The following is an 11655-nucleotide window of genomic DNA, read 5'->3' as shown; positions in this document are numbered from 1 at the left end:
GGATTTGAAAATAAATATGAAATTGGACTATTTCAAATATAAGATATGGATTTCAAGTGTAACCCATAGGCTGAAACAACATGTCACATGTGGCTAAATGGAAAAAATATGTTGACAAGCGAAAATCATCATGACACATGCAAGAGAGAGGGAGGTGTGTTTCAAGTGTAACACTTTTCATGGGGCCGGCGAAAAACAAGACGTGCATTTCAAGTGTAAAATCACACTCATCATGAAAAAAGATAATTTTCAAATGTAAAAAAATCAATAGAATCAATCAGAATCAAAAAACAAGAAAGAATAGGGGAGATGAACTTCAACTGAATACAGTTGAAATATACCTCTCGATTCCTAATATACCCTCAAAATGTTTTCACTTGCAATGCACCTCTCCCTCTCCTAGATGAACATGTCGTTCTGATTGGAAGGGGTTACATTCACAGTGACATTGCCGAATTTCTCATCAATCAACCAGATGCAATGCAGCTTTGCCTTGAACACTCTCTTGAGGGTTCTTATAAACTCGTTTTTAGTCAAGCCATCTTCAAAGATTTGATCGGTGACGACGAATTGCTGAAGAATGTCATTTTGAACCTGAAGCTCATAATCAACCAGGAACTGGTTCAGTCCGAAATTCAATTGCATTATGAAATCCTTCTGTGTTTGCTTGCTGCTTGATTGCATGAGGCTCAAGTGCTGTGGAGCAACCTGGGTTGCACATGCAATGACAATGCAATCCTTGCCGGTAGGCTTGACAACATCCATTATATTGTCCTTAGGAAATTCAATGATACAGTGGAAATCAGCGTTCTCATCATATTTCATTTCCCTCAGGAAATCCTCATCTGTTAACCATTGTCTTATCTTTTCTTCTTCAATCATAATATCATCATTTTATTTAAAATTTTTAATAATAAATTATTTATTTTTTTATTATATATAATAAACTATGATTGAATATAATTATTTACTTAATGATATAATATTAGTTAAAACAAGCAATATTGTTTCATTAAATTTATTTTTATTTATTATTATTGCTTTTCTAACATCATTGGTAATAGACATTATATTCGGTGAGCTTCCAGCAAGAGTGCATCCTGTTGTCATCATCGGATCAATCATTGGTTTTTTCAAGAACCTTTTCATAAGGTTTAAAAGCAGATTGCCAGGATTGATGGTTGTAATCGCAGTGTGCATCGTTTCAAGTACAATAGTGTATGTCATATACCGGATTTGCTCATTCAATGTGGTCTTATGGTTTGTTGCATTTGCAATACTCGTGTCATCAACATTCTCAATCAAGATGCTTTTGAGCACTGCAGTTGACGTTAAGGATGCGCTTGATGAAAGCATTGACAAGGCACGTGAGATGGTGTCATACCTTGTGAGCAGAAACACTGATGAGCTGACTGAAAGCTTCATTGTATCGGCTGTGATTGAAAGCCTAACTGAAAACATAACAGATTCATATGTCGCTCCGATATTCTATTATTTCATATTCGCACTGGTGATATTGAAATGTCCGGTAAATGACCCATTGTATTTCCTGCTTATGATACCGATGCTTTACCGCATATCCAACACGATGGATGCAATGCTTGGCTATAAGACAGATGAACTCATAAACATAGGCTATGTGCCTGCAAAGATTGATGACATCCTCAATTACATTCCGTCAAGAATCAGCGGATTATGCGTTGTCATATCAGCATACCTCCTCAATTTGGATGGTAAGAACGCTTATAAAGTCATGATGAGGGATGCCAGGAACTGCCCATCACCAAATTCAGGCTACACAATGGCAACAACAGCAGGGGCATTGAACATTCAGCTCATAAAAAAGGAGACTTATATCCTGGGCGATGACAACAAAAGCATCACAGGCGAGGATATTCAAAAGGCTGTTGACTTGTCTAAAATGACAATATTATTATTTACAATAATTATTATATTATTATTTATTATATTATATGTGATATTATGAAGATTGCAATAATTACAGTATCAAACAAGGGTCAGGAATTGGCAGCTGAGCTAAAGGAAAAATTAGATTCGGATTCGACAATAATCAGATGCGACCTCTATCACAAGAACGTCAAGAAACACTTTCCAGTATTGTTTGAAGAATATGATGCAATAATAGCGGTTATGGCATCAGGAATACTCATAAGATCCATTGCGCCGCTGGTCGAATCAAAGGCCACAGACCCTGCAGTCATAAACATTGACGACAACGGCAATTTCGCAATATCAACACTATCAGGCCATCTCGGAGGAGCCAACAAATTGGCAAAAAAGGTTGCAGAATTGATCGGTGCAACACCCGTGATAACCACTTCAACTGATGTGAACAGCAAACTGGGAATTGATGTCATGGCAAAGGACCTGTACCTGTCAATCGACAATCCAAAGGAGATACTGCACTTCAACAAGGCCATACTTGAAGGAGGTGAAATAAAGTTGACAGTAAATCCGAACAGGAATTTCGACTACCTCTTCACTTATCTCAACAACAATACACTTGAAATCAATGTCTCAATATACTACTCATCAAAAATGGATAAGGATGAAATACATGTTCAATTGGATGAGCATGAAATGACCCTGAAAGAGAGAAAGATTGTTGTCGGACTGGGCTGCAGGCGAGGAAAGGAATGTGAAGCAATATATGATGGCGTTGTAAAATCATTGGATGACTTGAAAATACCGGTTTCAAGGGTGAACATGCTAGCATCGGCTGAAATAAAAAAGGATGAAGGCGGAATGCTTGAGCTTTCAAGCAGACTTGACATACCGATATCATTCGTTGAACTTGACAAGCTGAAACTGTTCCATTCAAGTGATGTTAAAAAATCAGAGTTCGTAATGTCAAAATTCGGAATATGGGGCGTGTGCGAACCGTCAGCCCTGATAATGGCAGGATATGACTCAAAACTAATCTACAAGAAAACCTCATATGACGGTGTGACAGTCTCGGTTGCGGTTGGTAAATAAAAAAAGGAATTTAAAAGCTAAATTTAAATAGCTTCTAATTTTGATAGAACTTCCCAAATTAAAGTTCTAGCGTGAACTGGAATATTAGGATCGTTACTGATTTCATCTAACTTTCCAAGTACGGTACTTATTTTAACAGATTGATCTTGCTCTTCGTCTTTTAACAAGTCACTAGATTGACTTGCAGCCTCTCTAATGTTACGAGGAACAGTGTTGTTATCTGAAATATAGTCAAGTATTTCACATACTTCATCGATTGCTTGATTGCTCATATATACTCCCTCCAAATAAAATATTTAAAAATAAGTAAAATAACTATTAATAGTAATGTTTATATTTATTTAATTTAAATAGTTTGTGGTTATTCAAATATATTTCATTTAGAAAAATATATATTAACTAAAAATGAATTATTATACATGTCAGACGTAAGCAAAACTACAATAAATTTACCAGTAGATTTAAAAAAAGAATTGAAAAAAATTGCAATTGATGAAGACACTTCATTATCCGGATTAATCATCAAAATGATTGAAGAAGGAATGCAAAACAGAAACAAAACTGATGTAAGTTCAGATGAAGATGCTTTCTAATCTTCAACTGAATTTAACATTAATGTAATGAATTGAGTTTTGGCGGTTTCCTCAACAAAAACTGCTAACAACATCGCCTCCCTTAAATCATCACTGACGCAGATAACACCATGATTCTTTAAAACCAGAACATCCTCATCGCCAATGCCCTCGCTGGCACTGTTTGCAAGCTCATCAGTCCCCGGCTTTTCATACTCGATTGACGGCAAATAAGGGGTCTTGATAGCGCCGAAACCCTCCAGTCTTTTAAGCTTCTTGTCTGAGAATGCAAATCCTGTTGCGTATGGTGAATGGGTATGCACTATAGCGGTGACGTCTGGCCTTTTTTTATAGATTCCCAAATGCATGTTCACTTCGCTTGAAGGCTTTCCATGGGTCAGCACGTTACCTTCCATGTCAACAAGGACAATGTCCTCTTCATGCAGGTTTGACAGTGACTTAAGGGTTGGGGTTATGGCAACAACATCCCCGAATCTTGCGCTGATGTTTCCTGCCTTACCTGAAACCAGTCCTTTATCGTAAATCTCATTTGCAATGCTAATAATCTCTGCAATATTCTTTTTCATAAAAAACAACCTCTCTTATAAGAATTTGAAATGCCTATACTTTCCCTTGTGAATGACTGGAACTTCCGCCGGTGTCGGGTTGATGTTGTAGATTTTCTGGAACTCAGTCTGGGTCTGGAAAGTACCTGAGTTGATCAGGTGAACGCCCTTGAATCTTCTGTAGCTGTTAATGTGAATGTGTCCGGTGTGGAAAATGTCAGGCACCTCATCGATGACTAGATAATCCTCAAGCTCTGATGCCAATGGGGTTCTTTCCCCGTATAATGGTGCCAAATGCCTCTTCAATAACAATTCCTCCATTATGGCATCGCTTTTCTCATACTCGAATTCCTTGACGGCCATGACCATGTCGTCGAAACTGCGCCCGTGGTAGATGAGAACCTTTATGCCGTCAAGTGACACTACACCCGGATTGGATATGAACTCAACATTGTCAAGCTCATACAACGCATTGGCGTATTCTTCAGGCACTGCAGGCTGAGGCTCAGCCACTCTTGAAGCGTCGTGGTTTCCAGGAGCAATAATGATTTTAATGTCGCTTCTGATATTTCCAAGGAACCTTGCAGCCTCATTGTACTGCTCTGTGATGTCCTTGATGGCGAGCTCCTTGTCCTGGTTCGGGTAAACGCCTATTCCATCCACGATGTCTCCTCCGATAATGAGGTATTTCACGTCTTCAGCAACTCTTCTCTGCTCCTCGTCACCCGCTTCACAGTTGATCCAGTCGATGAACCTTTGAAACGCATCTTCAAGGAATGTCAGGCTTCCAATGTGAACATCGGAAAGGAAAACTATACCGAAATCCATTTCCTTGTCTGGAACCCTTAAAACCCCAGGGTTGATGATTTCCTGTCCGAATGCGAAGTTGCGGTCATCACTCTTGTTTGCGATGACTCCAACTACCTCATCCCTCACGAGCTTTTCGGCTTCACGGAAAAGTTCCTCGTTCTTGTTTGAGAACAATATTGAAATGGTGCCGGTATCATCCTCGAACTCAACAATCTTATGACCGTTTTTACTGGTCCTTATCTCACGAACCATCAATATCAGGCTAAGGCTGTCCATTCCATCATCGATATCATTGATTTTAGTGTAGTTCCTGAGTTCAGGCCTCTTGGATAGGATATTCGCCAGCTTTTCATATCGGCTCTTGAAGTATGAAATGAGGTTTTCAAGCTCCCCGCTGGTGTATGATTTCTTACTTGTGTCCTGTATGATTTCAAAATCATATTCGACGTTGGTCTTTTGCTGGTTTCTCTTGAACTTGATTTTAGTGTCCTTGATTGTTTCTGAAGCCTCCTGGATAGCCTCGTTAACGTAGTGCTCTGGCTCGTCACTTTCCTTTTTAAGGTTATCGATGGAGGTTGGCTTGACAGGCTCTTCAGCTTTCTTTTCAACCTTTGGCCTTTCAGGTGTCTTTTTGACTGGCGGCTTTTCACCAGCCAATGCTGATGCCTGCGGTGATTTAGGCTTTTCAACCCTTGGGGATTGTTGTGGTGTTTTGCTGAGGGCTGCTGATTGCGGTGCCTTAGGCTTTTCAGCCTGTGGCGCTTGCTTTATGACAGGCTCCCGTTTATCATCATTTAAGGTTTTCTGAGTATCATCAGGGGTTTTGCTTTCAACGCCAAGCACCTCGTCAACGGTTTCGCCGCTGACTGAAACCAGATCCTTGGATGTGAATTTATCCCCTTTCAATTTAACTATTAAGTTAGATGCAAAATTAACTGGATTTTCTGCATTAATAACTTTATCATATGCTTCAGGTGATAGGTTAATTCCCTTTTTTGCAAATTTTAATAGAATTTTATTAGTTGACATATTGATAAAAATTTTATTCTTTTATGTTAATAAACTTTGAGAATTGGTGGCTGCAATATTTACCTGCACCTGTAAAAAATGCGAAATTTGAGTTATATTTATTATATATTAAACATAAAATTAAACATAATATAATAATCTTTAAATTTTAAGATTAAGAGTTTGTGATAAAATGGCGAATAAGATAGTTAGAATCGTTTTAATTGTAGTGTTATTCCTGGTGTTTTTTGAATTGGGACTTTTCAGTTCATACACTATTGTAACCGCAGAAGCTCCTAATCCACAGGCCCTGATTGATATGCAGGTTTCCAAAATACAGTCAATCTTCAGTCCGGAAAAGGTCAATGAGGTTCTAATCAAGGACCCTACCCCTGTAAACATCACCAACAAGAAGGATGTGGGACTGAAAATGGAGGACCTGTCGAAGGTTGACGGTGTAGGTGTGGATTCAATGAACATAACAACCTATGATGACACTGACAACAAGAACTTAACAGTTAACATCGAAGCGCTAGGTTACGCTTCACCGAATTCAACATCAGGACAAATAGTCATCAGTCAAGACCCATCCTACAAGGTGGTTGCAACCGCACAGGCCGAATACAAGGAGAACGGCTTGCGGGTTGACGAGAATACGCTGACTATTAATTCAATCTTGAAGCTTTACTAGTGATAAAAATGATTAATGTTATAGGTATTGGTCAAAACAGAGACAACATGACCCTGGGGGCTATAAAGGCCATAGAGGAGTCCGACGTCATAATCGGTTATAAGAAATACATTAACCAGATTGAGGATTTAATCCAGGATAAGGAAGTCATCAAGAAAGGAATGGGCGATGAGATAGCCCGTGCAGAGTTTGCAATTGAAAGGAGTCTTGAAGGCCAAACCGTATCATTGATCAGTTCCGGAGACCCGGGAGTCTTTGGCATGGCAAATGTACTGTATCAGATTGTCAGCAAATATGAAGACGTTGAAATAAAGGTTTATCCGGGAGTGTCAGCACTCAATTACGCATCCAGCCATCTGGGCGCACCTCTGCATGACTTTGCAGCAATCAGCCTAAGCAACATCCTGACTCCAATGTCTGAAATAGAAAAGAAGTTAAGGTATGCGCTTGAATCCAACATGATAGTTGCAATATATAATCCAATCAGCAAGACACGAAAGGAACCATTCAGAAGATTTATGGAGTGCGTTTTGCAAATTAAGGGCGAGGATGCATTAATAGGGATTGTAGACAGCACCTATGAGCCTCCAAAATCAACAATCGTCAAGGCCAAGGACTTGACAGAGGACATGGTCAACATGTCATGCACACTGATTGTCGGAAACGATTTAACCTATGTTCAGGATGACAACCTAATAACACCAAGAGGATACGTTATCAGGTCAAAGATCCATCCGTTATCACAAAATCATTATGAAAAATTCCTCAATGGAGAAGTGGGCCACGGGCCTAACCGTGAATGTGAATTCTATCCATGCCACTATGACGGTCAATACTGTGACTTCTGCTACTGTCCATTCTACCCATGCGGCGATTCAGCAACCGGCGGGGAATGGATCAAGGGTAAGGGTGTTTGGAACTGCACCAACTGCCACTGGCTGCATGAAAAGGAAACAGTCGAATACTTGAGAGAACCTATAGAAAACATCATTGAGGATGTCGAAGACTTGAAAACCAAGAAGAAAACCTTATTGAAGCTTAGAAAAGCATGCTTATTAAAAACTAATCCAAATGATCTTTAGGAGAGTTTGAATTGTCAATCAAAAATCTTTTAATAGAAATGAAAAACATGTCGGAACTAATGGTCGATTTAGCATATTCCGCTATATTATTCAACAGTAAAGCGGCAGCTGAAGAAGTAATCGCGCTAGAAAACGAAGTCAACGCAATGAACTATGAGATAAAGAAAGAATCATTAGTGGCCGCCAGATCATATGAAGATGCTGAGAAGCTAACAGCATTACTTGAAATTGCAGAAGCTGCAGAAAGTATAGCGAATGCAGCGAAGGATTTAGCTGATCTAGTAATAACCGGGTTCAAGCCACACCCAGTGTTCAAGATGGTTATGGAAGAGTCCGATAAAAGTATTGTCAGAGTGACAATCGCTGAAAACTCAGACCTTGCAAACAACAGTCTCGGAGACTTGCTGCTGGTTAACCGTACCGGAATGAGGGTTATTGCTATTAGAAGAGGAGTGTCCTGGATTTACGGACCTGATAAGTACACCACCTTATTGGCCGATGACACACTCATTTTGAAGGGAACAGACGAAGGCGCAGACCTGCTTGAAAAACTGGCCGCCGGAACCTGCTCACTTGAAGACATTCCGGAAGAATTAGAAGACGAAGACTAGAGAGAGTTGATTTAAAATGATTATGGGTAGTGATATGTGTGAAAGACCAACAGAAGAAGATTCGCAGTCCACTATCTGTAATTTCAACATTTCCTGATTTTGTAAGCGAACATAAATCCATCATAAAAGAAAGCCTCATAGCATTATTAATCTGTGCTATCGGCGATTTATGCGCAGGAGTTATTCTAGGAAAGATGACCTTTTTCCTTGAGACATTCCCAGGACTGCTTGTAATAATCCCAGGAGCCATTGGGATGAGGGGAAACATTTTCGGGTCATTCGCCTCAAGACTATCCACCAACCTGCACATAGGTATAATCTCGCCTAAATTCGAGTTTTCAGAACAGGTTAACTATAACATATTCTCATCATTTGTACTGACACTAGTGCTGTCCCTGTTTTTGGCCATAATCGCTAAAGTACTGTGCCTGTTATTAAGACAGCCTTCAATGGACCTGATTGATTTTATTCTAATCAGCGTAATCGCCGGTGTGATTTCAAATCTCATAATGCTTCCTATTACAATGCTCGTGTCATTCAAGAGCTTCGAGCATGGATGGGACCCTGACAACATTACAAGTCCAATCATAGCGGCATTCGGGGACCTGTTCACATTGCCGGCCATTATCGCTTCAGTGTTTATTTTACAAGCCATTAATTTCAATTACATTTTTAAGGACATCGTACTCGTAGTTATACTGATTGCAGTCATTGTCAGCTTCATATACTGCTACAGGCTGTCATATGAAACCAACACTATCCTTAAGCAGTCAACACCAGTACTGCTTTTATGCTCATTGTTGGGAGGGGCAGCAGGAGGAATACTGAACTCAGCGGTCGAAACCTTACTGACCAATCCAAGCCTGCTCACATTACTGCCATTATTCTCCGGTGAATGCGGAAGCCTTATAAGCATACTTGGTGCAAGATTATCATCAGGACTTCATTCCGGTTTAATCGAACCATTTAATAAGCCTGAAGGTGAAGCTATCCATAATTTCATCATAAGCTTCATACTGGCAATCATCGTATTCCCAATGATTGGACTATTGGCTGAAGGGTCATCATACGCTTTAGGCGTTGTCGGCGTCGGATTCGATAAGATCCTTGAAATATCCACCTTAGCAGGCGTGATACTGGTTGCAATAATGGTCATAATCGTCTATTACGTATCCATCACTTCATATAACAATAATATGGACCCGGACAATATTGTAATTCCGATTTCAACAAGCATCACCGATTCGATTTCAAGTCTGATATTGATATCCGTCTCATTGCTCCTGTTGGGCGTTTTAATCTAGTCAATGCCAAGCGGTCATTACTAGCTCGCACTCATTCGTCCTGAAGTAATCGTATTCCAGAAACCCCTCATCGAAATCCTTCGGAACGGACACAAGAACCGCCTTGGCGTCAGGCCGGTTCAAGTGAATGAACACTATCGCATGGTCATCATCATAGAAATTGACCATGTCATTCAAGTAAATCCTGCTGGAAGTTGGCGTTTGCCAGGAGGGGGCCTTAACCATCCTTGTGGTTTCCACAATGTATTCCAGATCCTCCATTTCACCGTCATCTATAAGAAGATAATAATCTGATTTCCTGAGGTTTCCCGGAAACACCTTAAAGTAATCGCAGCTGCTTTCATCCTGAGGATGATTCTTATCGCACTTGCCGTCATTCCTGAAATCCTTAAGGACATAATGCTTGTAAAAGTCGCATTTCACAAGCCTTGTAAGCGAATACATATCCTCACCCTCCCCATACTCACCGAGTTTTACACTTGCAATGCTGCTCTCATGGGGCTTCAGCTCAAGGGATGAGTGAATCTTCGAGGAGAACATCTGCTCATGGACAAGCTTGTCATAGTCCTTTCCCAATGCAATCAGCTTGGAATACGAGACACTGTTGGGTATGACCAATCCCGCCTCATTGATGATTGCAAGGCCGGGTGTGCCCTGCCTGTACTCGTTCCAATTTTCAGGCTCGCCGGGATTGTTGATTAAATTATCCATGACTTCCGATGTCAGCTTCTCCATGTTATTGGTCTTCTCAGCATTCACAACCTTCTCGGTTGCATCCTCGACATGCGAGAGGACAACGCCGAAAATCATAAGGACCACCATCAGCATTACTCCAATTTCAATAAGTCTCATTGCCATAATCACTCAACCCGTATTTCTTTCTGTGTGAACTGTCAAGAATAAGACTGTCCCAATCATCCGGATTAATCTTTTGACCGTTGTAATGGTCAGCGAACACCACATGGTCAGAGCATGACAGGGATTCGTTTCCAAGAGGAGTGTGCGTCTGGATGAACACCTCGAAACCGTAATGAGGACACTTTCCCTTACCCTCAAGGCGGCACAGGTAGCAGCTTCCGTCAGCGCTTTCATGGAAATACCCAGTATCCAGGCAATCCTCCAGGACTCCTGGGTCGCCATGATGGATATAAGGGTCATATGGGCATTTCTTTATCGTCATTGGCGCTGTGGCTTCAAGGTATGATTCCGGAGAGTCGAAATTGTGCAGTAGCATATACGCAGACAATGCGGTCTTGTAGTGGATCTTGTCATCATAGGCCATGATTCCCGATGCAATCGTCAATTTTGCAATCGGAAGCGGATCTCTCAATCCCTCGACTGAAGCGTTCCTTTCAATCACCTGGGAAAAGCGTTCATTGTCCTTAACACCGTCCAGGCGAACCTTGAACAATATTACCCAAGGCGAATCCGTGGTTTCCACAGACAATACCTCGCTTGAAAGGTCAACATCATACTTCTCCTTGAAATCATCATTCTTGCTTTCGAGCTTGTCGGTCAGTTTCTTCTTAATGTCGCTTTCACTGTCCCGAACGGGCAGGCCATTGTAAACCTTCTGCGTCACATCCGCAATCGATTCCCGTCCAAGAACCTCCAAATTACTTGAATAGTCATCAATGATGTACTTGAAGTTGTCATTGGATTGTGATTCAATGTTATGGTTTTGAATGTAATTTAGCGACGTCATGGTGACAATGCACATCAGCACAACTGCCGCAATTAGAATTGCAGTCGTGCCCACTATCATATTGCCTTTTGAATCTGGTTTTCTGATTTTCATTTTTAAAAGTTTGGAGTCGGATTTATAAATTGATTGTCGAAGTGCGACTCGGTGATTTTGTGCGGGTGCGCACTTGGCAAAACTATATATGTTACGGCATGGGAGCAATATTTAACAAATTTAACATTATTGTGCAAGAATTCTCCGGCTTCTTTAAGCCGGAGATGAATTGCACTTTTAAGAGGCATGAATTTTTAGAATTTTTCTGCGATATAA

At 40.6% G+C, this 11655-nt stretch carries 14 protein-coding genes; 8 read left to right on the top strand and 6 right to left on the bottom strand.

Annotated elements, in window-relative coordinates:
* Positions 1-399: 399 nt before the first annotated feature.
* Complete coding sequence (locus QZU77_RS00070; protein WP_295598140.1) at positions 400-882, bottom strand: DUF2299 domain-containing protein; 483 nt, start codon at positions 880-882, stop codon at positions 400-402.
* Between the two features lie 67 nt (positions 883-949).
* Here QZU77_RS00070 and QZU77_RS00065 point away from each other — a divergent pair, with 67 nt between their 5' ends.
* Complete coding sequence (locus tag QZU77_RS00065) at positions 950-1987, top strand: cobalamin biosynthesis protein (RefSeq protein ID WP_295598137.1); 1038 nt, start codon at positions 950-952, stop codon at positions 1985-1987.
* Positions 1984-2997, top strand: a complete 1014-nt coding sequence (locus QZU77_RS00060) for a cobalt-precorrin 5A hydrolase (RefSeq protein WP_295598134.1) — start codon at positions 1984-1986, stop codon at positions 2995-2997. The genes QZU77_RS00065 and QZU77_RS00060 overlap by 4 nt, the downstream gene beginning before the upstream one ends.
* A 23-nt stretch (positions 2998-3020) precedes the next feature.
* Here QZU77_RS00060 and QZU77_RS00055 read toward each other — a convergent pair whose 3' ends face one another.
* Positions 3021-3269 (bottom strand): UPF0147 family protein, encoded by a 249-nt coding sequence (locus QZU77_RS00055; protein WP_295598129.1) that lies wholly within the window; start codon positions 3267-3269, stop codon positions 3021-3023.
* A gap of 147 nt (positions 3270-3416) precedes the next feature.
* On the opposite strand from QZU77_RS00055, the gene QZU77_RS00050 reads away from it, so the two are divergent.
* Positions 3417-3590, top strand: coding sequence for a Met repressor (locus QZU77_RS00050; protein WP_295598126.1), 174 nt, complete (start codon positions 3417-3419; stop codon positions 3588-3590).
* Here QZU77_RS00050 and QZU77_RS00045 read toward each other — a convergent pair.
* Both QZU77_RS00045 and QZU77_RS00040 read right to left on the bottom strand, forming a co-directional pair.
* A complete protein-coding gene (locus QZU77_RS00045) occupies positions 3587-4156 on the bottom strand; it encodes a class II aldolase/adducin family protein (RefSeq protein ID WP_295598123.1) in 570 nt (189 codons plus the stop codon). The genes QZU77_RS00050 and QZU77_RS00045 overlap by 4 nt on opposite strands.
* A 15-nt stretch (positions 4157-4171) precedes the next feature.
* A complete protein-coding gene (locus QZU77_RS00040; RefSeq protein WP_295598120.1) occupies positions 4172-5974 on the bottom strand; it encodes a DNA-directed DNA polymerase II small subunit in 1803 nt (600 codons plus the stop codon).
* A gap of 172 nt (positions 5975-6146) precedes the next feature.
* Between QZU77_RS00040 and QZU77_RS00035 the strand changes: the two genes are divergently transcribed.
* Genes QZU77_RS00035 through QZU77_RS00020 form a run of 4 tightly spaced genes read left to right on the top strand, consistent with a single transcriptional unit; the run spans position 6147 to position 9641 of the window.
* Positions 6147-6644, top strand: a complete 498-nt coding sequence (locus tag QZU77_RS00035) for a hypothetical protein (protein ID WP_295598117.1) — start codon at positions 6147-6149, stop codon at positions 6642-6644.
* 8 nt (positions 6645-6652) lie between these two features.
* Positions 6653-7726 (top strand): precorrin-3B C(17)-methyltransferase, encoded by a 1074-nt coding sequence (gene cobJ / locus QZU77_RS00030; RefSeq protein WP_295598114.1) that lies wholly within the window; start codon positions 6653-6655, stop codon positions 7724-7726.
* An 11-nt stretch (positions 7727-7737) separates the two neighbouring features.
* A complete protein-coding gene (locus QZU77_RS00025) occupies positions 7738-8337 on the top strand; it encodes a potassium channel family protein (RefSeq protein WP_295598111.1) in 600 nt (199 codons plus the stop codon).
* A 38-nt stretch (positions 8338-8375) separates the two neighbouring features.
* The gene (locus QZU77_RS00020; protein ID WP_295598108.1) at positions 8376-9641 is read left to right on the top strand and encodes a magnesium transporter; all 1266 of its coding nucleotides are present in this window, start codon (positions 8376-8378) and stop codon (positions 9639-9641) included.
* On the opposite strand, the gene QZU77_RS00015 is transcribed toward QZU77_RS00020, so the two are convergent.
* Both QZU77_RS00015 and QZU77_RS00010 read right to left on the bottom strand, forming a co-directional pair.
* Positions 9642-10493: a hypothetical protein gene (locus QZU77_RS00015; protein ID WP_295598105.1), complete on the bottom strand. Its 852-nt coding sequence runs from the start codon at positions 10491-10493 to the stop codon at positions 9642-9644.
* Positions 10480-11439 carry a hypothetical protein gene (locus tag QZU77_RS00010; protein ID WP_295598103.1) on the bottom strand — a complete coding sequence of 320 codons (960 nt, stop codon included), beginning with the start codon at positions 11437-11439 and terminating at the stop codon, positions 10480-10482. The genes QZU77_RS00015 and QZU77_RS00010 overlap by 14 nt, the downstream gene beginning before the upstream one ends.
* Before the next feature lie 29 nt (positions 11440-11468).
* Between QZU77_RS00010 and QZU77_RS00005 the strand changes: the two genes are divergently transcribed.
* Positions 11469-11655, top strand: a 187-nt coding sequence (locus QZU77_RS00005) for a hypothetical protein (RefSeq protein ID WP_295598100.1), incomplete at its 3' end; no start/stop codon positions are given.

Origin of the sequence: uncultured Methanobrevibacter sp. (assembly GCF_902774605.1) — an archaeon.
Classification (GTDB): domain Archaea; phylum Methanobacteriota; class Methanobacteria; order Methanobacteriales; family Methanobacteriaceae; genus Methanocatella.
The sequence above is the reverse complement of the archived record's forward strand: the minus strand, read 5'-3'. Positions and strand labels throughout refer to the sequence as shown.

What these genes read in the sequence shown, in the direction of transcription:
- QZU77_RS00050 (WP_295598126.1), top strand. Translation starts at nt 3,417, where the DNA reads ATGTCAGACGTAAGCAAAACTACAATAAATTTACCAGTAGATTTAAAA.
- QZU77_RS00060 (WP_295598134.1), top strand. Translation starts at nt 1,984, where the DNA reads ATGAAGATTGCAATAATTACAGTATCAAACAAGGGTCAGGAATTGGCA.
- QZU77_RS00015 (WP_295598105.1), bottom strand. Translation starts at nt 10,493, where the DNA reads ATGAGACTTATTGAAATTGGAGTAATGCTGATGGTGGTCCTTATGATT.
- QZU77_RS00045 (WP_295598123.1), bottom strand. Translation starts at nt 4,156, where the DNA reads ATGAAAAAGAATATTGCAGAGATTATTAGCATTGCAAATGAGATTTAC.
- QZU77_RS00035 (WP_295598117.1), top strand. Translation starts at nt 6,147, where the DNA reads ATGGCGAATAAGATAGTTAGAATCGTTTTAATTGTAGTGTTATTCCTG.
- QZU77_RS00070 (WP_295598140.1), bottom strand. Translation starts at nt 882, where the DNA reads ATGATTGAAGAAGAAAAGATAAGACAATGGTTAACAGATGAGGATTTC.
- cobJ (WP_295598114.1), top strand. Translation starts at nt 6,653, where the DNA reads ATGATTAATGTTATAGGTATTGGTCAAAACAGAGACAACATGACCCTG.
- QZU77_RS00040 (WP_295598120.1), bottom strand. Translation starts at nt 5,974, where the DNA reads ATGTCAACTAATAAAATTCTATTAAAATTTGCAAAAAAGGGAATTAAC.
- QZU77_RS00010 (WP_295598103.1), bottom strand. Translation starts at nt 11,439, where the DNA reads ATGAAAATCAGAAAACCAGATTCAAAAGGCAATATGATAGTGGGCACG.
- QZU77_RS00055 (WP_295598129.1), bottom strand. Translation starts at nt 3,269, where the DNA reads ATGAGCAATCAAGCAATCGATGAAGTATGTGAAATACTTGACTATATT.
- QZU77_RS00065 (WP_295598137.1), top strand. Translation starts at nt 950, where the DNA reads ATGATTGAATATAATTATTTACTTAATGATATAATATTAGTTAAAACA.